The organism is Desulfocastanea catecholica, assembly GCF_054657295.1.
The window spans coordinates 146,041-165,470 of the sequence record NZ_BAAHYZ010000007.1 but is presented as its reverse complement, the minus strand read 5'-3'; the positions used below and the strand labels follow the sequence as shown (position 1 = coordinate 165,470).

Here is a 19,430-nt window from a genome sequence, read left to right as displayed (position 1 = left end):
AATGGTCGGGATGAGAGGATTTGAACCTCCGGCCCCTTGTCCCCCAGACAAGTGCGCTAACCAGACTGCGCTACATCCCGACTCGTGCTGTGTATCTACCATTTGTTGAAAAAGCTGTCAACAATATCAGACAGGTTTTACGGCTCTTTTTTGCTGGTAAGCAGATCCTGCAGCTCTTTCAGTTCCTGCTTGATGGTTTGCAGGGTGGTTGATATCTTGGCCGGCATCGGTTGAACTTCAGCAATTGCCTGGGCCGGGTTCACACCGCTTTCCAGCAACTTTCTCGCCCCGGCTATGGTATAGCCCTGCTCGTGCAACAGCGTTTTGATGTTGAGAATCAGTTCAACATCCTGTCTTCTGTAGAGACGTTGCTTGGAATTGGCCCTTTTCGGATTGATTCCGGAAAATTCCGACTCCCAGTAACGCAGAACATGCGTCGGCACATCGGCCATTTTTGCTACTTCACCGATCTTAAAATAGAGCTTATCTGGTATGCTTGTTTTCATTGTGCCAGCCTCATCTCTACGCCAGGGATCAGAGAAAAAATTTACTAGCCGTTTACCTGCTCCCTGAGCTTTTTGCTGGGCCGAAAACTGATGGCCTGGCGCTTCTTGATGGTGATGGTCTCACCAGTTCGTGGATTGCGGCCTTTCCTCGGCGATTTGTCTCGTACAGTAAAAGTACCGAAATGCACGAGTTTAATGGATTCCCCGGACATCATCGAGTCCTTCATGCTGTCGAGAAAGCTGTCGACGATAAGTGCACAGTTGCTCTGGGAGAAGCCCAGCTGGTTCGCTAAAGTTTCGGTCAGTTCTTTTCTGGTAAGGTTGTTAATGTTGGCATCAAGCATTACGGAAAATTCCTCCAAATTCATCGGTAAGCAAACGTACTATTTTAGAGTGGGACTTTTCCACATTTTTTTCCGTCAGCGTTTTGGTTGGTGAGCGATAGGTAATAGTCAGTGCGACACTTTTATACCCCGCGGGTATCTTTGCCCCCTGAAACACATCGAAGATCTCGCAGCTTTCGATAAGCTTATCACCGCTTTTTCTCACTCTGGCCAGCAATTCGCCGGCGGAAACCTGTTCGGTGACAACCAGGGCGATATCTCTTTTAACCGCCGGGTAGACAGGTAAGGGAGTAAAATGTTTGCTGAGGGTGTCCTGCTGACAGATGCTATCATACAAAAGATCAAAATAATAGACATCATGTTTGATGGAGAAACGACGAAGCACCTCTGTCTGGATCTTGCCGAGCGAGCCGATTTTCACTTTGCCGAAGAGGATGTCGAGGAAATAGCCGTCTTCAGCAAAAGGTTCCCTTCCGTCTTTTTCCGGGACAGCAAAATGGACCGTCTCGTCTTCTCCGATACGGCCGAGTTCCATTTCTCTAATGATGAATTCGACGCTGCCCTTGGCATCGAAGATGTCAACCGGTTCCTGTTTGTAATGCAGGGGTGAGCTTTCCCCGTGTCGGTTGCCGGAGAGTACTCCGGAAAACATGGTTATCTCTTTTGGCTGGACATTGATGCCGAGGGGCGTAAAGACCTTGCCGATCTCGAACATCTTCACCGCGGTCTTCTGGTGATTGATGTTTCTTCTGACGTTGTCGAGGAGGCCGGGCAGGAGCATGGTCCGCATAACCGACTGCTCTTCACTTAAGGGGTTGAGCAGCCGTACCGCCTCGAAACGCTCATCACCGGCGGGGATGTTCATCATCTCCACATGCTTGTCGGACATGAAACTGTAGTTGATTGCCTCGGTATAACCGATGGCGGTCAGACGTTCGGCTATGGCCAATCGTCTGAGCCGATCACTGTCCTGTTCCGGATAACTCAGCTTGACTTCCGGCAGGGTCGCCGGGATGTTATTGTAGCCATACAGGCGGGCGACCTCTTCCACCAGGTCGGCCTCTCGTTCGATGTCGACGCGAAAGGAGGGTGGGGTAACATTCAGCAGGTCGGCGTCGTGTATGTGACAAGAGATACCGATCGACTCAAGCAGATCCTTGATTTCTGTTGCCGCGAGCTCGATACCGAGCAGGGCAGTGGTTCTGGATACGCTCAAGGCTATCGGCGGCAGTTCTTTTTTGCCGGGATAGCGGTCAATGCCCGCGTCGGCGGCCTGGCCGCCTGCTATTGTACACATCAGATCGACGGCGCGGTTAAGCGCATTGATCGTGCCATCCGGGTCGACACCGCGCTCAAAACGGTACGAGGCATCGGTTGCCATATTCAGCTTTCTCGCCGTCTTGCGGATGGAAACCGGGTTAAAGCAGGCACTTTCCAGCAGGATATTAACGGTAGCTCCGGTCACCTCTGAATTAAGACCGCCCATAACACCGGCCACGGCGATGGGTTTTTCGCCATCACAAATCATCAGCATTTCTGCATCAAGCTGCCGTCCCGCGTCATCAAGGGTGGCAAAGCTCATCTCGTCGGGTGCCGGGGTACGCACGACAATCTTGCCGCCGGCCAGGGTGTCAAAGTCGAATGCGTGCAGGGGCTGGCCGTATTCGAGCATGACAAAATTGGTTATATCGACGATGTTGTTGATCGGCCTGAGCCCGACGCTGAGCAGACATTTTTTCAGCCACCAGGGAGAGGGGCCGATCTGCACATTTTTGATCAACCGGGCAGCGTAGCGGGGGCAGAGTTCGCTGGCGACAACTTCCACGGAAAAATCGGTGGAGGTTGTATCGATAACCGCATCCTGCACCGGCAGGGTGAGTGGTTTCCGGACTACTCCGGCAATTTCTCTGGCAATGCCGATGACCGAGGCACAGTCGGGACGGTTGGGCGTCAGATCGACTTCGATAAAGATATCATCAAGCGCCATGGCTTTGATAAAGGACTGGCCGTGCACCGTACCCTCGGGCAGTTCCATGATGCCGTCATGCTCGTTGCTCAGGCCCAGCTCACGTTCCGAACAAATCATACCGAAGGATTCGACACCGCGGATTTTTGATTTGCCGATTTTGAAATTGCCGGGCAGGATGGTGCCGGGCAGGGCGACCACTACTGCCAGGTGCTGGCGCACATTCGGCGCACCGCAGACAATCTGGTGCAGGTCGTCGCCGATGCGTACCTGGCAGACAGTCAGCTTGTCGGCATCGGGATGTTTCTCGGCGGAGACCACCAGGCCGGTCTTGAGGGCAGCGAGTTCTTGATACAAAGGGGTGACTGCATCGACTTCGAGACCCAGCATGGTAAGATGTTCAGCAAGCGCATCCGGAGAGAGGCTCTGGATATCTATATAGTTTTGCAACCAGTTAAGAGTAAACTTCATGGCAGTATTCTAAGTTGTAGTGAGACTGACTAACCCCGGTAAACGGGAGAACAGGACTCTTTTTAGTACCCCTCAAGGGGGCACTAAAACTGTGACAGAAAACGCTGGTCGTTTTCGTAAAAAAGTCGTATGTCGTCGATGCCGTATTTAAGCATGGCGATTCTTTCGATGCCAAGGCCAAAGGCAAAACCGCTGTACACCGCCGGATCATATCCGACCATCTTGAATACCTCGGGATCGATCATGCCGGATCCGAGTATTTCCAGCCAGCCGGTTTTTTTACACACCCGGCAGCCGGCTCCCTCGCACATCACACAGGCAATATCAACCTCGGCGCTGGGCTCGGTAAACGGAAAAAAGGAAGGTCGGAAGCGTAAGGGGAGATCCTTTTTGAACATCTTTTGCGTAAAGACGGTCAAAACACCTTTGAGGTCGGCAAAGGAAACATTTTTGTCGACGAGAAACCCTTCAACCTGATGGAACATCGGCGTATGGGTTATATCCGAATCACAGCGATAGACTTTTCCCGGGGCGATGACGCGCAGGGGCGGTTGCTGCACTTCCATGATGCGGGCCTGCATCGGCGAGGTATGCGTCCTCAGCAGTACTGAATCACTGACATAGAAGGTATCGTGCATATCCCGTGCAGGATGATGGGCGGGAATATTCAAGGCCTCGAAATTGTAGTAATCGAGTTCGACATCCGGCCCTTCGGCCACGGAGAAACCAAGATTTTCAAAAATTGCACAGGTTTCGCGCATCACCTGGGTTACCGGATGCAGCCTGCCGGCGGCAGGGTAGCGTCCCGGCAAGGTAAGATCCGGCCCGGCCTGGGAGACCCTGCGGCCTGCGGCGTCCAGGGCCTGCTGCTTCTCTTCGAACAATTTCTCGATGTCCGCCTTGATACTGTTCGCCAGCTGGCCAACGCGCGGTCGGTCCTCTGGGGAGACGGTACCAAGCTGGCGCATAATGGTGCTGAACTTTCCCTTACGCCCAAGATAGCGGATGCGAAAATCTTCCAGCAGGTTTTTGTCGCTCAGTCCTTGCAGACTCTCCCTGGCTTCGGCTTCTAAGCTCTGTAACTCTTGTTCCATGGTGAATGTGAAAGTTAGATGCTCAAAGAAACAACATGCCGGTTTTTGGTCGTTACCCCACTCAGCGGGGCCGTCAAACCAAAACCGGCACACATAAAAAAAATATTGACGGGCAGAGCCGTGGTTATGCGTTTGCTTCTCTGGCTATCTGCACAACCTTGGTGAAAGCGTCTGCATCGAGGATGGCAAGGTTGGACAGCACCTTACGATCAAGATCGATATTGGCTTTTTTCAGGCCACCCATCAATTTACTGTAACTCATGTCATTCATCCGGGCGCCTGCGTTGATCCTGGCGATCCAGAGACGACGGAAATCTCTTTTCTTGGTTCGTCTGTCGCGATAGGCATAGACCAATGCGCGGTCAACTGCTTCGGTCGCAGTCTTATAAAGACGTGAACGACCTCCTCTGAAGCCTTTGGCTAGCTTCAGAACCCTGTTTCTTCTTCTACGGGCTTTAAAACCTCGTGTTACGCGTGGCATCTCTTAACTCCTTCTATTCCTGCCGCTCTGCTGCAGCAGGTTCTTTATACTGTATACAAGAGCGTTTTTTCAATTCAAGGGGGAAACAAGCAACCTTAGCAATTACATGTAAGGTAAAATCCGCCTGATTCCTTTGTAATTCGTGGCATCGACAAGCTCGGATTGACGCAGACCACGTTTACGCTTGGTAGATTTTTTGGTGAGAATATGACTGGAAAAAGCCTTGTTACGTTTGATTTTGCCTGATCCAGTCAGTTTGAAGCGCTTGGCTGCGCCTCGATTGGTTTTCATCTTCGGCATGACGTGACTCCTTTACACCTCAATATAATCTGCTGTTGAAGGTAGTTTCAAATTATCAGCTGATGAAAAAAGACTCTTCAACAGCAATGCTATGTATAAAAAATTCAGTCCTAAAGAACATATTTTAGAACTCATTTGGACTCTTTCTGTAAACTAATGTACAGCTTAACCTTTCGGACCAACAAACATCACCAGCTGGCGCCCTTCCATGCGTGGCTCCTGCAGGATGACGGCTTCATCGGCGAGGGCTTCGGCTACCTTATTCATGGCATCAACACCAATAGTCTCACAGTAGACGATCTCCCGTCCCCGAAACCGCATGGTCAGTTTTACTTTATTTTTCGCGGCGAGAAATTTTTTAATATGATTTATTTTAAAATTGAGATCATGTTCATCGGTTTTCGGACGGAACTTGATCTCTTTTGTCTCCACCGTCGTCTGTTTCTTTTTTGCTTCCTGCGTTTTCTTCTTTTGCTCGTAGCGGAATTTATCGTAATTCATCACCCGACAAACCGGCGGGTCGGCATTTTCCGAGACGACAACCAAGTCAAGCCCGGCTTCGTAGGCGATGTTTCGAGCTTCTTCTGTTGAAACAACACCCAGCTGGCTTCCGTCGTCACCAATAAGTCGAACGTTTGGAAAACGGATCGCTTCGTTAGTCAATGCCTTCTCATCACGTTGTACCGGTCCAGTCTTTCCTCTTCTGTTAATAACTTTACCTCCCCGATTCTACGAGCTTAATATTGTGTTATACCCTGACTGAGCGACTTATATGCAACAGTCCCGGGCAATTTCCCTTTCAAAATTGATCAGTATCCGCGACCTTCCCGGACTTCGTCGGCGATTTTCGCGGCAAAGTCGGCGATGGGCATTGGTGCGAGATTTTCGCCGCTGCGCAGCCGAACAGTTACCGTACCGTCGGCCATTTCTTTGTCACCGATGATAAGCATGTATGGAATTTTGGCAACTTGGGCTTCCCTGATTTTATAGTTCAACTTTTCGTTGCGTAAATCTTTCTCAACCCTCAAGCCGGCCTTGCGCAGCTCTTTATAAACGGTTTCTCCGTATGCCGCCTGATCATCGGTGATGTTCAGGATTCGCGCCTGGACCGGGGCAAACCAGATGGGAAAGGCCCCTGCGTAATGTTCGATCAGCACGCCGATAAAACGTTCAAGTGAGCCCATCAGAGCCCGATGAATCATTATCGGCTGGTGTTCGGTGTTGTCCGTTCCCGTATAGCTCATTTCGAACCGTTCGGGAAGGTTAAAGTCAACCTGGATAGTCGAACATTGCCAGGAACGTCCCAACTGGTCCTTGATCTTAATATCGATCTTCGGGCCGTAGAACACGCCTTCGCCGGGATCGATCATGTAACCAAGGCCCTTTTTCTCAAGCGCACGTTTCAGGGCTTCGGTGGCTCTCTCCCAGTTGGCATCGCTGCCGACATATTTTTCCGGACGGGTCGACAGATATATATCATACTCGTCAAAGCCGAAAGACTTGAGAATATGCAGGTTGAGATCAAGGATATTGAATATTTCGTCTTCCAGTTGATCGGGGCGGCAGAAGATATGGGCATCGTCCTGGGTGAAGCCGCGCACCCGTAACAGGCCGTGCAGGGCTCCGGCTCTTTCGTAACGGTAGACCGTGCCCAGTTCACACCAGCGAATGGGCAGATCGCGATAACTTCTTTTCAGGCTGTTATAGATGCCGATATGGAAAGGGCAGTTCATCGGTTTCAGCTGATACTGTACCTCGTCAATGGACATTGACGAGTACATGTTCTCGCTGTAGAAATCGAGATGGCCGGACGTCTTCCACAGGTCCTGTCTGGCTATGTGCGGCGTATAGAGCAGCTCATAATCATGGCGGTAATGTTCGTCTTTCCAGAAATCTTCAATGAGTCGTCGAAGCTGCGCGCCCTTTGGCTGCCAGAGTATCAGTCCCGGACCGATGGCATCCTGGATAGTGAAAAGCTCAAGCTCCTTGCCGAGTTTACGATGATCGCGTTTTTTCGCCTCTTCAAGGGCCATCAGGTGTTTGTTCAGGTCCTTCTTGTCGTAAAACGCCGTGCCGTAGATGCGCTGCAGGACCTCTCGTTTTTCATCTCCGCGCCAGTAGGCACCGGCCACACGCAACAGCTTGAAGGCTTTTATAAAGGAGGTGTTCGGCAGATGTGGACCACGGCACAGATCGGTGAATTCGCCGACGTGGTAGAGGGAAACGACGTCGGTCTGCAGGTCTTCTATCAGTTCAACCTTGAATTTTTCCTGTTCGTCGCTGAATTTTTTTATGGCCTCCGCACTGGGCAGTTCCGTACGTATAAAGGGCAGCCCCTGGCGTACCAGCTCAGTCATTCTGGCTTCAATTTTTTCAAAATCTTCCGGGCTGAACGGTTCACTTCGTAAGAAGTCATAATAGAAGCCATTTTCAATAGATGGACCAATGGCGACCTTGACATCTTGGCCGAAAACGTCCCTGACGGCCAGCGCCATGATATGTGCCGTGCTGTGCCGCAGGACATCGAGCGCCTCGTCAGAACCAATCTGAACCGGGCTGAGAACAGTATCCCTATGTAACGGCGTAGTAAAATCGACAAGCGCATCGCCTATCTTGGCGGCGACAGTTATCTTACGCTGTTTGTTGGAGAGAAGGGTGGCCAGGGCATCCTGGACGGTAGTGCCTTGCGGGACCGAGACAAAATCTTCTCCATTAAGGGATACATTTATGTTCGTCATGAGATTATTCTATATAAAAATAAAGGCTAAAGAATTAACACCCGAAAAATAAGGTGTTCCCACTTTAGCCTTTTATCTTTGGTAGGCGCGGAGGGGATTGAACCCACGACATCCACCACGTCAAGGTGGCGCTCTCCCACTGAGCTACGCGCCTGGATTGCTATATTAGCCTCGAAAATTCTTGAAACTTTTACAGAATGCCTCCCAGGCTTGGCAAGAGCCATTTATTAACACGATTGAAATCTCTCCGCAATACCTTTTTCAGTAATCTCGCCTAAAAAATTGCTCTCGATTCGCCACTCCCATGATGAAAACTTTGTTATTGAGGGTCTTCCTCGTTGTAAGGAGCAATTTCCAGGGAAAAGAAAAGAAGCTTACCGGGCGGAGGATCGTGTCTCAATGGCCTTTGCCAGAGTGTATTTGTCGGCATATTTGATATCCATGCCCATCGGGATGCCGCAGGCAAGGCGGGTCAGCCGGATCGGTTCCTTTTGCAGGATATCGACGAGGTAGGAGGCGGTGACTTCGCCCGGCACGGTGGAGCTGGTGGCGATAATGACCTCCTGCACCGTGCCGCTGCGTACTCGGGCGAGCAGTTCCTGAATTTTGATCTCGTCGGGACCTATGCCGTCCATCGGCGAGAGGACGCCGTGGAGAATATGATATTGGCCGCGAAAGCTATCCGTTTTTTCAATGGCCATCAGATCAGCTGCCTGTTCGACGACACAGATAATGTCTGCCCTCCGGCGGGGATCGCCGCAGATAACACAGGGGTCCTTTTCGGAAAACGAGAAACAGCATGAACAAAGTTGAATCGAGTCATGCAGATTGTTTAACGCTTCGGCCAGATCCCGCGCGAGCAATGGCGGCTTGCGGAGGATGTTCAGGGCCAGGCGGGTGGCGGTTTTCCTACCGATGCCGGGCAGACGGGCCAGCTGGTCGATGAGCTTTTCTAGGGCTGGAGGTATGACCTGCATGGGACGTTCAGGGCTTCATGAAATGAGTCAGGCCGGGAATGTTCAGCCCGCCGGTCAGCTGGCCCAGTTCCTGTTTGCTCAGTTCTTTTGCCTTGCGGATGGCGTCGTTGGTGGCGGCGACAATGAGGTCCTGGAGCATTTCGGTTTCCTCGGGGTTGATAACCGCCTTTTCGATGGCGATCGACAGAACGTCCCCCTGCCCGTTGACGCTGACCAGAACCATGCCGCCGCCGGCGCTGCCGGTAATGGTTTTTCTGGCAAGGTCTTCCTGGATTTTGGCCATCTTTTCCTGCATAATTTTGGCCTGCTGCATAATATTACTGAGATCCATCTCTTTTTTCCTGAAGGTAAAATTTATCTGCTTTTCGGTCCGATTCGAATATCTCCAACCTGGCCGTTAAAAATCTCTGCCGTCATCACGACCAGCGGGTCGTTGGCCAGCTGCTGTCTTTTCCGGTGCGGCGACTCGTCGCCGTTGGCGTCCGGGCTGTCGTCAATTTTCGGCACGATGAAGCGTACCTTTAATGGTTTTTGAAAAAAATCCAAGACCAATTCCGTGAGCAGTTGATGATTTTCCTTTTGGCGGAGAACCATGCAGTTGGCCGGATCGGTGTAGGTGAGGTGCAGTTCTCCCGTGACGTCCTGTTTGAACGAGTCGGCGCGTTGCAGATCCTGGGCCATCCAGACCTTGCGCTCCTTGACGTATTTTATGAAGTCCGGCCAGTCTTTGCGGACATCTTTTTCGTGGGGACGGATTTCAACCGGCTTGGCCTGCTGGGGACCGGCAGCTGCCTCGGGGGATGTTACCGGCGGGGTCGTCTCGGCGGCAGGGGCGGCCTTGGTGGCCGGGGAGGGGGCAGGCGGCGGTGACGGTGGCAGGAGGTCCGCTTGTTGCTGTTTTTCGGGGGCTCTTGTTTCCGCTTCGACGGATACCTTTACCGCCTCGGAATCAAACTTTTTTTTTATCTCCACCTCTGGTTCCGCCTGCAGGATATCCTGCAGGGGAACCGGTGCTGTCGGAAGTGCGGCAAGAATCTTATCAAGGTGGCCAAGCAATGCCGCCACCGGTACGACGTTTGCCGCTTCGATTATTTTCAAAAAAGATGTCTCAAGGGTCAGCCGGGGCTGCGGGGAAAATTTCAGCTCTTCGGCCATAGTCATGAGCAGCGAAAGTTTCAAATGCAGGGTCTCGCTGGTGTAGTCTGCGGCCAGGCTTTGAAAATCCGTCAATTCTTCGCCGGGAAGATCGATCAGCTGGGTGCATCCTTCGATCTTGCAGAGCAGAAGGGTGCGGAAATGATCCATGATATCCTCGACAAAACGCTTCAGGTCCATGCCGAAGTCGAAGATTTCTTCCAACGTCAGAAACGCTTCGCTTCTGTTGCCGTCGAGCAGCGCCTTGGTCAGGCGTATGAGGACCTCGCGGTTGACCAGCCCGAGGACCTCGACTACATCCTGGTTGCTGATGTTCTTTTCCCCATAGGAAAACATCTGGTCGAGCAGGCTCAGACCGTCGCGGACCGACCCCCCGGCCTCTCTGACGATAAGAGAAAGTGCCGGCGCATCTATGGTAAAGCCTTCGGCGTTGACGAGCTGCAGGAAGTGGTCATAGAGTTCTTTGGCGGAAATTCGTTTTAGTTCGTATTGCTGACAGCGAGAAAGGATGGTGATGGGGATTTTATGAATTTCCGTGGTGGCAAACATGAAATAGACGTGGGCTGGTGGTTCTTCCAGGGTCTTCAACAGGGCGTTGAACGCCTCGGTGGTCAGCATGTGCACCTCGTCAATGATGATGATCTTGTACTGTGAGGAGGTGGGAAGAAAACGGATTTTTTCCTTGAGTTCGCGTATTTCCTGGATACCCCGATTGGAGGCGCCGTCTATCTCGTACAGATCAAGGGAAGATCCCGCAGCGATTTGCCGACAGGAGGGGCACTGATCGCAGGGCCGCTCGGTCGGCTCGGCCTGGCAGTTTATCGCCTTGGCCATGATACGGGCAAGGGTTGTTTTGCCCACACCCCTGACGCCGGAAAAGAGGATCGCGTGGGCAACCCGGTTGCGGATGATACTGTTTCTGAGAGTCGTCACCACCGGACGCTGGCCGATGACCTGGCTGAACGTCTGGGGTCGGGCTTTTCTGGCGAGAACGAGATAAGACATGCAACACCGGGGCTGGGATGGATATGTATCGGCTGGAGCGGTGTAAAAAATGATAGCCGGGTTACCTGCAACACACAAAGAGGTTCGCTACCGTTGCTTCCTTCCGGACCTGGCGGGGTTCGCGATTCTTTGTTGCACAGGGCCCGGCTATCAAAGTCGAACTCATAAATCGAAGTCATATCTGGCGGAGAGGGTGAGATTCGAACTCACGGTACTCGCGTACACACGCGTTCCAGGCGTGCACCTTAAGCCACTCGGTCACCTCTCCATTTTCAAAAGGTTCTGAAAAATGTGTGGTACTATGTAAACCGTCACCGGTCATTTAGCAATGAAAAAGTAGGATGGCGTCGTAAAAATTCTTCATCTGCGTCGTTGCTACAAAATTTGTATCATTACGACGTACCTCTAGTACGCCGAAATGATACAAATTTTGCGCGCCTAGCATATGAAGTTTTTTACGTAGCCATCCGAAGAGTTAGTTTTTTACGAGTCACTTCATCAACAGGCTGCTATGGGCGGATTGATTTGTTTTTTTCCCGTCTGGCCTTGAAAAATGCCTTGAGCAGGGCGCTGCACCGCTCGGCGAGTATCCCTCTGCTGATTACAATCCGGTGATTGAGACAGCCGTCGGTGCCGATGGCATACACCGAGGCGGCGGCACCGGTTTTCGGGTCAGCGGCACCGTAGACCAGGCGATCTATCCGGGCATGAATCATTGCGCCCATGCACATTATACATGGTTCCAGGGTTACATAGAGGGTTGTGCCGGGCAACCGGTAGTTTTGCAGTTGTTCCGCAGCGTGCCGCAAGACGAGTATTTCGGCGTGGGCCGTTGGATCCTGCCGGCTGATCGGGCTATTGCCGGCCCCGGCAAGCAGGCCGTTTTGGTCGATAAGTACAGCGCCGACGGGGATTTCCCCATGGTCGGCCGCCATTTCGGCATGAACCAGTGCCTGCTGCATCCAGTATTCATCCTGGTCCCGGCTGGCGGTCTGCTGTGTCACCAAATCCACCCGCTTAGGCTGTTTCTTGTAAAATTCATTGTAGAAAGATAATCCATTTGTTTGCTTTTTTCTCCTATTCATCATATAAAGAAGGGAGGCTGTTACGTTTTCGAAATCTATTTTACCTTTTGGTAATTACCACCATGTATAAAGTTCTGATTTCCGACTCCTATGAGAGTACCAAGAAAGGCTTGATATCTGCGCTGCAGGACAGATGTGAGTTGACTTGTATATCCAACGAAGCCGAATTTCAAGCGGAGATCAAGGCCCGCCAGTTTGATCTGATTTTCCTCGATACCGAATCTCTTGAGGGAAAGTCGATGATGCAGCTGGAGCAGATTCATACCAAGGATCCGTTCCTGCCGGTCATCATGACCAGTCAATCGGAAAAGGCGGAAATAATTGTGCAGGCGATGAACCGGGGGGCGAGTGATTTTCTCGTCCATCCGATTTCTTCGACCCGGATCAACATCGCCGTTGACAAGGCCATTGAGATTCGCGATCAGAAATTCGAGATCGCCTACCATCGCCGGAAGCAGGACGTGGTCTATGATTTCAAAGACGTCATCGCCGTCAGCCCGAAGATGCGGCAGATCCTCAAGAGCCTCGAACGCTTTGCCAAAACCGACTCGACTATTCTCATCACCGGGGATACCGGCACCGGGAAATCATTTCTATCCGGAACGGTCCATTTTAATTCGCCGAGGCGCAAAAAGCCCTTTGTGAAGATCAACTGCGCCAATATTCCCGAAGATCTCCTCGAGTCGGAACTGTTCGGCCATGAAAAAGGCGCCTTTACCGGGGCAGATAAACAGCGCATCGGCCGTTTTGAACAGGCCAGCGGCGGCACCATCTTTCTCGATGAGATAGGCGAGATGAACATGCGCCTGCAGACCAAGCTGCTCCGGGTGCTCGAAGAAAAATCGTTTGAACGGGTCGGCGGCAATAAGACCATCTACAGTGATGTGCGAATTATCGCCGCCACCAACAAGGATCTGGTACATCAAGTGGAAATAGGCTTGTTCCGGGAAGATCTCTATTACCGGATCAACGTCTTGCCGGTCCGTCTGCCGTCGCTGAAACAAAGGCAGAATTGTATTCTTCCCTTAGCCGAGCTGCTTTTGAAAAAATGTTCAAGCTCGATGCATAGCGATATCACCAGATTTTCTGAAAATTCCAAAAAATTGATCCAGGAATATGACTGGCCGGGGAATATCCGGCAGTTGGCCAATACCATAGAGCGAGCGGTCATTCTTGAGGACCACGACGTAATACACTCATACAACCTCGCCCTGCCGGAAAAAACCGGTAAGCAGCCGGCCGATGAAAGACCGATGATCCATGTTCAGGAAGATTCCCACGGGAAAATGGAAATGATCGAATCCCTGGCGGGACAGGAAAAAGAGCTCATCCTGAAGATTCTCGAAGAATGTCTCTGGGTGCAGAAAAACGCCGCCGCCAAGCTCGGCATAAGTCCACGAGCTTTGAACTACAAGATCAACAAGCTGGGAATTACCCATCCGCACTGGCGGCGCAACAAGAAGGTCGACGGATAATTATTCAACCTTGGCCAGCATCTCTTCAATCACCGTCAGGCCGTTTTGCCAGAAGGCCGGACTGTCCAGATCGATACCAAAGGGCTGCAGCAGGTCATAGGGCGAATGCGAGCCGCCCAACGTCAGCAGCTGCAGATATTTTTCCACAAAGGATTCCCCTTCCTTCCGGTAGAGGCCATACAGGGCCAGGACGAGCAGTTCGCCAAAGGCATAGGAGTAGACATAACCCGGGGTTGACAGAAAGTGGGGGATATAGGACCACCAGATGGCGTAGTTATCGCCAAGATGCACCGAATCGCCAAACATTGCCCGCTGGGTGGACAACCAGTACTCACTGAGTTGTTCGCTGCTTAATTCCCCGTGTGTGCGTCGCCCCTCGTGCATCAGCTTCTCGAAGCGATTCATGGCTGTCTGCCTGAAAACGGTGGCAAAGATGGATTCCAGTTTCTGACAGATAAATGCCCGCCGTTCTTCTTTGTTTTCAAGAAGTTCCAGCTGGCTGTTGAAAACGAGCAGCTCGGCAAAGACCGAGGCAGTTTCCGCCAGCGGTAAGGGGGTGTCACTGTTGAAATGCCCCTGGCTTGCCGCCAGGACCTGATGGACGCCGTGGCCAAGTTCATGGGCAACCGTCGAGACGTCGCGCAGGTTGCCGGTATAGTTCACCATTACATAGGGATGCACCTCGGGAACGCAGGGATGGGCGAAGGCTCCGCCACGTTTTCCGGCGCCTACCGGGGCATGGATCCATTTTTCGGAAAAAAATTTCTCGGCAATATCCGCCATTCGCGGTGAAAAGGCGGTAAAGGAGGACAGCACCGTCTGCCGGCACGATTGCCAGTCGATCTGTTTTGTCGGCAAGGAGGGAAGGGGCGCATAGCGGTCATAATCCTCCAGCCGCTCTACGCCAAGCAGTTGCCGCTTGACATGGTAGTAGCGATTAACCAGGTCATAGCGTGCGGTAACCGAGGTTATCAGCGTTTCGACGGTGGAATCCTGCAGTTCATTGTGCAGATTCATCGAGCTGACCCAGCTGGAGTGTCTGCGCAGCCGGTCGGTGATCATTTTATCGGCGGCCAGGGTGTTGAAGATGTGGGTGAGGATATGCTTGTTGTCGTGCAGCCCCTCGGTCATCTCGGTTGCTGCCGTTTGCCTGATGGCCCGGTCCCGGTGATAGAGGTCGGTCAGGACTTCTTCCTCCGTGCGCTTTTTTTTACCGAATTTCAGATTGCTGAGGACCTTGTCAAAAAGGGTGGTCCAGGAGTTTCGCCCCACCGCCTCTTTTTCCAGGAGTAATTTCTCTTCGGCCTCGCTCAGCTGGTGCGGCCGATAGCGTCGCAGGGCCTGAAGATAATGGTGGTAGGCGTCAAGCTGCGGGCTGTCCAGCAGTGCACGGGCCCGCTGTTCGTCGAGCTGATTCCATTCCAGCTCAAAAAACACCGTTTCCGTGCCGCATTTGCTGTATAACTCATGGATCCGCTGATCAAGCGCTCCGGCCTCGGCATTCTCCATGCGGGTAGTGAAATTGAGAAAGGAGAAGGTGCCCAGTTTGGTGAGGGCGCAATCAAGGTTTTCCAATCGTTTGACCAGCAGCAGCAGTGCCGCCGCGTCCAGCTCGGCAACCCGGCCGTACGAGGTTTTCTTGATGTCGGCCGCCTCGGCTTCGCACCAGTCGATATCGGACTGAATATACTGATCATCCGTCCTGGAATATAAATCCGTCAGGTTCCACAGGACTTCCGTGGTGCCGAGGGTATCGTTCAATTTCTCTGTATCGGACATGGCCACCTCCATGATATTTATCGTAACCCCTTGATAAATGGTGTGACCGCTTCGGCGCCTTGTTCGTCGACCAGCCGAATCGTCTCCGAGCCGATAACCGCTATGTCCGCTTTACCGGTAATGGCCGCGACATCTTTCTTGTTGCGGATGCCAAAGCCCACGGCAAGAGGAAGAGCGGTCGCCGCCCGGCATCTGACCAGATAGGTGTCAAAATCGTCGTTGAACTCGGATTGCTTGCCGGTTACGCCGCGGCGGGCGGCGCAGTAGATGAAACCTGCGGCGGATGCGTTCAGTTCGGCCATCCGCCTGTCCGTTGAGGTCGGGGCAAAAATAAGGATCGGGGCAATCTGATAGCGTGTCGCCAGCCGGAAGAAATTCCCGCCCATCTCCGGTGGCAGATCGGCAATGATCAGCCCCTTAATGGCGGCATCTTGACAATCCTTAAAGAACCGCTCCTCGCCGTATTTAAAGACGATGTTGTAGTAGGTCATAAAGAGAAAAGGAATATCGTACTGTCCGGTCATTTCGCGGGCAAAGGCGATACAGTCGGCAACCCTGGTGCCCAGAGCCAGGCTCTCCTGATTCGCCTTTAAAATGACCGGACCGTCGGCCATGGGTTCGGAAAACGGTATCTGCATTTCGATGCAGTCGACACCGCCTTCGACCATCTGGCTGATAACCTGGCGATTTGTCGCCAGGGACGGGTAGCCGAGAACGATATGGGTCATGAGGAGAATGTCTTTTTCTGCTAATCGGCTGCGGAGGATTTTTTCGAGTAACATTATGATTTCACCTTTTTGTCTTGTGCATATTCCTTGCCGCGGGCAATGATAAACTCTTTCCAGGAAGGATCATCAAAGGCATGGGCAATGGTAAAGATATCTTTGTCGCCCCGGCCCGACTGGTTAATAATGAGAGCTTCATCCCGGTGGAGATGCGGTGCTTCCTTGAAGGCCTGCACAAATCCATGGGCCGATTCGAGGGCGGGAATAATCCCCTCCAGGCGCATGGTCAGGTCAAGGGCCTCGATGACCTCGTCATCGGTGGCCGAGGCAAAGCGAACACGCTTTTCATCGGCCAGGTGGGACAGGATCGGGCTGACCCCGACATAGTCAAGCCCGGCGGCCACGGAATGGGTTTCCAGCATCTGGCCGTCGTCATTTTGCAGGAACATGGTCTTGTAACCCTGGGCAACGCCCGGACTGGCGTCGTGGCCGCACAGCCTTGAGGCGTGTCTGCCGGTGTCGATACCTTTTCCCCCGGCCTCAACGCCGACGAGTTCGACCTCGGGGTTGTCAAGAAAACCCTGGAAGATGCCCATGGCGTTGGAACCGCCGCCGACACAGGCGTAGACACGGGCCGGCAGTTTGCCGTGCCGCGTCAGGATCTGTTTTTTTGCCTCGATGCCGATGATCGACTGGAACCAGGAGACCATCTCCGGAAAAGGTGCCGGTCCGCAGGCCGTGCCAAGGACATAATGCGTCGTGTCGACGTTGGTGACCCAGTCCCGGAATGCCTCGTTGATCGCATCTTTCAAGGTCCTCGAGCCGTCTTTGACCGAGATCACCGTGGTGCCCATCTTTTCCATCCAGAAAACATTGGGCCGCTGCCGCTGCACATCGACCTCGCCCATATAGACGGTACACTCCAAGCCGAATTTGGCCGCCATGGTCGCTGTGGCCACGCCGTGCTGGCCGGCGCCGGTTTCGGCGATCACCCGCTTCTTGCCCATCCTTTTGACCAGCAACCCCTGGCCCATAACGTTATTGGCTTTATGGGCGCCGGTATGGTTGAGGTCTTCGCGTTTGATATAAATCTTCGCCCCGCCAAAATGGTTAGTGAGATTTTCGGCAAAGGTCAGCGGGGTCGGCCGACAGGAGTAGGTCGACATAAGATCGAGGTATTCCTGCCAGAATTTGGGATCTTCCTTGGCTTGTCGGAAGTTGAGATTAAGCTGTTCAAACGTCTCATGGAGGATTTCCGGGATATACGCTCCACCCCATTTCCCAAAAAAGCCTTTATTTTCCATTACTTTCTCCGTAAGGTATTTTATGCGGGACATTTACATGCGGCCGCTTTGCATGTCGGTCGGTATTTTTGCTACACTGATAATAGTAATTACCTTTCAGGCCAAGGAGAACAGTATGACGAAATATGGCGAAGTTGTAAACAACCCGATAATCGATTCAGACAAAATATTGACCTTTCCATGCGGCATTCAAGGGTTTGAAAAATACACTACTTCTATCGTATTTCACAAGAAAGAAAATGCTCTCATTGCCGTTTAGCCGGAAACCTCGCCGAGCCGAAGGTGACCTGCACTCATGTTGATTATCACTCCACGCAGCCAGCTGGGCCTGCAGAAAGTTATCTGCCGCTGCCTGCTCAGCCCGGTCATGGTGCCGGGAAAATAGGCGGAGATGGTCTTTCCGCCTTACCCTAACTGATTGCGGCACACGGCACAAAAATCCTCCGGATAGTGGCCGTTGATAAACCGCAGCTGCGCCTCACTGAAAGCCCCGGGGGATTCCGGCAGGCGGGGGAGAAAGGCGTAGAGAAGAGGCTGACGAGAGCTCCTCTTTTCGTGCAGCCTCTTGGCATATTCAATGGAAGTGACCATCTTTGCGCCAAGCCCGGCCAGGGCCTTCTGGGCCATGAGGATACCGGTATCCACAGAGCGGCGCATGGAGCTGTCGCATTCGAAAATATTTCCCGCCAGGTCGCCGTCCTTGCCCGGCAGGGTCATCAACTGCAGTTCCCATTGCGAGGTTTGCGCCTTGGGTACAAAGAGCATAACCCTCGCATCACGCCACACCACTAGGCTCGATGCCAGATCGGTCCGATCGTCCATGCGCCGGTTGGCACCAATCGCTTGCCGGTAATCACCAAAAAAATCACTCTTGTGCTGCAGGTAATAGCTGTCTATCACCTCGGCGATGAGATCGCCGCAGCTGTAGGCGGACATCCGTCCGACAGGCTCCTGGCTGCCGTGATGGTAGCTGTCCACCTGATCCGGCACCAGCGCGTACTGTTGATGGATCTGCTGGTGGGAGGCATGCAGGCGGTAGTGGCTGGGGGCAAAGTCGAAACCGAAATTCCAGCCCCAAAGGGTCGCCAAAGCTATCTCTTTGGTGTCTGAGGCGGCGAGTACTATCAAGCGCAGCTCTTCCAGTTCCTGCTCGGTGAGAGCCCTTTTTTTGCTTGCCGGGGGAAGACGGCGGCCAAGGTCTTCGGCCAGCCGGACGTAACTGCGCTGATAATAGAGATGGCGCAACCCCTGGATATCGTCGGCACTCAGCGTGTCGATGGCGTAGCGGATGGCGTCATCGGCCATATTCGCCGCATAGTGGCCGCCCGGAATATAGGAATTGCGGCGCAGGTATTCAAAAACATGGCTGTTTGTCTGTCGCGGCCATTCGCCGACGATCTCGCTGCCGCCCTGGGCACCGGGACGAATGACCATGACTATTTTATACGCATCCGGCAGGTGCGGATTATTGGCCACCGCCTCAAAGAGTGCGTGGTTGTGGATGACCGGCCGGAGGCGGCCGGAACCATCCTGCCGATAACGCAGACCTGTCGGGCCACCGGCGTCCCTGATGATGTCGCAGCTCAATTCGGCAAGTCGCGTCAGATCGCGGGCATCGGTCGAACAGGTGGCCAGCGCCAGCAGCAGAGGGGTGGGCAGCTGTTCCAGCAGACTACCGTCAATGTCATTTTGCTGCAGCGTCTCACTGAGAGAGACCTGTTCCGGTTGCGGCAGGCGGATACGCTGGGGATTCTCGGCACTGGCGTCCGCCCATTCCTTGTCGATATAGGTTCGCCCTTTGAAGGGAAAGGGGTTGGGAATCTCAAAGATCCAGTCCGCCCCGCTGACCTGCACATCCCCTGCGGGATAGTTTCTGTCATTGTTGACGGATTCATTTTTTTCGGTCAGGCCGAGAACTTTAATGTCGGCGGCAGGTCGGAGATTGGTGACGGTATAGGCCGGTTTGTGAATGCCGTACTGAAAATTGCCTTGCGGGGTGACGCATGTCTCTAATCGTTGCATATT

The 19,430-nt window shown here is 52.9% G+C and carries 18 protein-coding genes, 3 tRNA genes and 1 other RNA gene; 2 read left to right on the top strand and 20 right to left on the bottom strand.

The genetic code is table 11. From position 1 onward, the window contains the following. Positions 1-2: 2 nt before the first annotated feature. The 16 genes from ACYQ8U_RS08800 to tadA all read right to left on the bottom strand — a co-directional run bounded on the left by ACYQ8U_RS08800 (position 3) and on the right by tadA (position 12,041). Positions 3-80, bottom strand: a tRNA-Pro gene (locus ACYQ8U_RS08800). Between the two features lie 57 nt (positions 81-137). Further along, positions 138-506: a MerR family transcriptional regulator gene (locus ACYQ8U_RS08795; RefSeq protein WP_459945161.1), complete on the bottom strand. Its 369-nt coding sequence runs from the start codon at positions 504-506 to the stop codon at positions 138-140. Positions 507-550: 44 nt separating this feature from the next. Beyond that, positions 551-850 (bottom strand): integration host factor subunit alpha, encoded by a 300-nt coding sequence (locus ACYQ8U_RS08790; protein ID WP_459945160.1) that lies wholly within the window; start codon positions 848-850, stop codon positions 551-553. Beyond that, on the bottom strand, positions 843-3,287 hold the full coding sequence (gene pheT / locus ACYQ8U_RS08785; protein WP_459945159.1) for a phenylalanine--tRNA ligase subunit beta: 2,445 nt from the start codon (positions 3,285-3,287) through the stop codon (positions 843-845). Before pheT ends, ACYQ8U_RS08790 begins: the two co-directional genes overlap by 8 nt. 83 nt (positions 3,288-3,370) lie before the next feature. Continuing rightward, complete coding sequence (gene pheS / locus ACYQ8U_RS08780) at positions 3,371-4,381, bottom strand: phenylalanine--tRNA ligase subunit alpha (RefSeq protein WP_459945158.1); 1,011 nt, start codon at positions 4,379-4,381, stop codon at positions 3,371-3,373. Between the two features lie 124 nt (positions 4,382-4,505). Beyond that, positions 4,506-4,862, bottom strand: coding sequence for a 50S ribosomal protein L20 (rplT, locus tag ACYQ8U_RS08775; RefSeq protein WP_459945157.1), 357 nt, complete (start codon positions 4,860-4,862; stop codon positions 4,506-4,508). A gap of 102 nt (positions 4,863-4,964) precedes the next feature. Continuing rightward, a complete protein-coding gene (gene rpmI / locus ACYQ8U_RS08770) occupies positions 4,965-5,162 on the bottom strand; it encodes a 50S ribosomal protein L35 (protein ID WP_459945156.1) in 198 nt (65 codons plus the stop codon). A 165-nt stretch (positions 5,163-5,327) separates the two neighbouring features. Next, positions 5,328-5,825, bottom strand: coding sequence for a translation initiation factor IF-3 (infC, locus tag ACYQ8U_RS08765; protein WP_459945155.1), 498 nt, complete (start codon positions 5,823-5,825; stop codon positions 5,328-5,330). Between the two features lie 146 nt (positions 5,826-5,971). Further along, entirely contained in the window at positions 5,972-7,900 is a 1,929-nt protein-coding gene (thrS, locus tag ACYQ8U_RS08760; protein ID WP_459945154.1) for a threonine--tRNA ligase, read from the bottom strand. A 79-nt stretch (positions 7,901-7,979) separates the two neighbouring features. Then, positions 7,980-8,054 (bottom strand) — tRNA-Val (locus ACYQ8U_RS08755). Between the two features lie 220 nt (positions 8,055-8,274). Next, positions 8,275-8,877, bottom strand: coding sequence for a recombination mediator RecR (gene recR / locus ACYQ8U_RS08750; RefSeq protein ID WP_459945153.1), 603 nt, complete (start codon positions 8,875-8,877; stop codon positions 8,275-8,277). 7 nt (positions 8,878-8,884) lie between these two features. Continuing rightward, complete coding sequence (locus ACYQ8U_RS08745; protein WP_459945198.1) at positions 8,885-9,235, bottom strand: YbaB/EbfC family nucleoid-associated protein; 351 nt, start codon at positions 9,233-9,235, stop codon at positions 8,885-8,887. Beyond that, the gene (dnaX, locus tag ACYQ8U_RS08740; RefSeq protein ID WP_459945152.1) at positions 9,232-11,037 is read right to left on the bottom strand and encodes a DNA polymerase III subunit gamma/tau; all 1,806 of its coding nucleotides are present in this window, start codon (positions 11,035-11,037) and stop codon (positions 9,232-9,234) included. The genes ACYQ8U_RS08745 and dnaX overlap by 4 nt, the downstream gene beginning before the upstream one ends. A 51-nt stretch (positions 11,038-11,088) precedes the next feature. Beyond that, positions 11,089-11,186, bottom strand: an RNA gene (gene ffs, locus ACYQ8U_RS08735) — signal recognition particle sRNA small type. A 33-nt stretch (positions 11,187-11,219) separates the two neighbouring features. Beyond that, positions 11,220-11,305, bottom strand: a tRNA-Ser gene (locus tag ACYQ8U_RS08730). Positions 11,306-11,546: 241 nt separating this feature from the next. After that, positions 11,547-12,041, bottom strand: a complete 495-nt coding sequence (tadA, locus tag ACYQ8U_RS08725; RefSeq protein ID WP_459945151.1) for a tRNA adenosine(34) deaminase TadA — start codon at positions 12,039-12,041, stop codon at positions 11,547-11,549. A 143-nt stretch (positions 12,042-12,184) separates the two neighbouring features. Between tadA and ACYQ8U_RS08720 the strand changes: the two genes are divergently transcribed. Next, positions 12,185-13,597 carry a sigma-54-dependent transcriptional regulator gene (locus tag ACYQ8U_RS08720; protein ID WP_459945150.1) on the top strand — a complete coding sequence of 471 codons (1,413 nt, stop codon included), beginning with the start codon at positions 12,185-12,187 and terminating at the stop codon, positions 13,595-13,597. Here the strand turns inward: ACYQ8U_RS08720 and ACYQ8U_RS08715 are convergent, their stop codons facing one another. The 3 genes from ACYQ8U_RS08715 to trpB are packed head-to-tail and all read right to left on the bottom strand — an operon-like array spanning position 13,598 to position 17,405. After that, positions 13,598-15,376 (bottom strand): M3 family oligoendopeptidase, encoded by a 1,779-nt coding sequence (locus tag ACYQ8U_RS08715; protein ID WP_459945149.1) that lies wholly within the window; start codon positions 15,374-15,376, stop codon positions 13,598-13,600. A gap of 17 nt (positions 15,377-15,393) precedes the next feature. Beyond that, the gene (gene trpA / locus ACYQ8U_RS08710; RefSeq protein ID WP_459945148.1) at positions 15,394-16,158 is read right to left on the bottom strand and encodes a tryptophan synthase subunit alpha; all 765 of its coding nucleotides are present in this window, start codon (positions 16,156-16,158) and stop codon (positions 15,394-15,396) included. Beyond that, on the bottom strand, positions 16,158-17,405 hold the full coding sequence (gene trpB, locus ACYQ8U_RS08705) for a tryptophan synthase subunit beta (RefSeq protein WP_459945147.1): 1,248 nt from the start codon (positions 17,403-17,405) through the stop codon (positions 16,158-16,160). The genes trpA and trpB overlap by 1 nt, the downstream gene beginning before the upstream one ends. Before the next feature lie 115 nt (positions 17,406-17,520). Here trpB and ACYQ8U_RS08700 point away from each other — a divergent pair, with 115 nt between their 5' ends. Then, positions 17,521-17,664, top strand: a complete 144-nt coding sequence (locus ACYQ8U_RS08700) for a hypothetical protein (RefSeq protein WP_459945146.1) — start codon at positions 17,521-17,523, stop codon at positions 17,662-17,664. Positions 17,665-17,810: 146 nt separating this feature from the next. Here ACYQ8U_RS08700 and ACYQ8U_RS08695 read toward each other — a convergent pair whose 3' ends face one another. Then, positions 17,811-19,427 carry a hypothetical protein gene (locus tag ACYQ8U_RS08695; RefSeq protein WP_459945145.1) on the bottom strand — a complete coding sequence of 539 codons (1,617 nt, stop codon included), beginning with the start codon at positions 19,425-19,427 and terminating at the stop codon, positions 17,811-17,813. Between the last annotated feature and the right edge of the window lie 3 nt (positions 19,428-19,430).

What these genes read in the sequence shown, in the direction of transcription:
- ACYQ8U_RS08795 (WP_459945161.1), bottom strand. Translation starts at nt 506, where the DNA reads ATGAAAACAAGCATACCAGATAAGCTCTATTTTAAGATCGGTGAAGTA.
- ACYQ8U_RS08790 (WP_459945160.1), bottom strand. Translation starts at nt 850, where the DNA reads ATGCTTGATGCCAACATTAACAACCTTACCAGAAAAGAACTGACCGAA.
- pheT (WP_459945159.1), bottom strand. Translation starts at nt 3,287, where the DNA reads ATGAAGTTTACTCTTAACTGGTTGCAAAACTATATAGATATCCAGAGC.
- pheS (WP_459945158.1), bottom strand. Translation starts at nt 4,381, where the DNA reads ATGGAACAAGAGTTACAGAGCTTAGAAGCCGAAGCCAGGGAGAGTCTG.
- rplT (WP_459945157.1), bottom strand. Translation starts at nt 4,862, where the DNA reads ATGCCACGCGTAACACGAGGTTTTAAAGCCCGTAGAAGAAGAAACAGG.
- rpmI (WP_459945156.1), bottom strand. Translation starts at nt 5,162, where the DNA reads ATGCCGAAGATGAAAACCAATCGAGGCGCAGCCAAGCGCTTCAAACTG.
- thrS (WP_459945154.1), bottom strand. Translation starts at nt 7,900, where the DNA reads ATGACGAACATAAATGTATCCCTTAATGGAGAAGATTTTGTCTCGGTC.
- recR (WP_459945153.1), bottom strand. Translation starts at nt 8,877, where the DNA reads ATGCAGGTCATACCTCCAGCCCTAGAAAAGCTCATCGACCAGCTGGCC.
- dnaX (WP_459945152.1), bottom strand. Translation starts at nt 11,037, where the DNA reads ATGTCTTATCTCGTTCTCGCCAGAAAAGCCCGACCCCAGACGTTCAGC.
- ACYQ8U_RS08720 (WP_459945150.1), top strand. Translation starts at nt 12,185, where the DNA reads ATGTATAAAGTTCTGATTTCCGACTCCTATGAGAGTACCAAGAAAGGC.
- ACYQ8U_RS08715 (WP_459945149.1), bottom strand. Translation starts at nt 15,376, where the DNA reads ATGTCCGATACAGAGAAATTGAACGATACCCTCGGCACCACGGAAGTC.
- trpA (WP_459945148.1), bottom strand. Translation starts at nt 16,158, where the DNA reads ATGTTACTCGAAAAAATCCTCCGCAGCCGATTAGCAGAAAAAGACATT.
- trpB (WP_459945147.1), bottom strand. Translation starts at nt 17,405, where the DNA reads ATGGAAAATAAAGGCTTTTTTGGGAAATGGGGTGGAGCGTATATCCCG.
- ACYQ8U_RS08700 (WP_459945146.1), top strand. Translation starts at nt 17,521, where the DNA reads ATGACGAAATATGGCGAAGTTGTAAACAACCCGATAATCGATTCAGAC.
- ACYQ8U_RS08695 (WP_459945145.1), bottom strand. Translation starts at nt 19,427, where the DNA reads ATGCAACGATTAGAGACATGCGTCACCCCGCAAGGCAATTTTCAGTAC.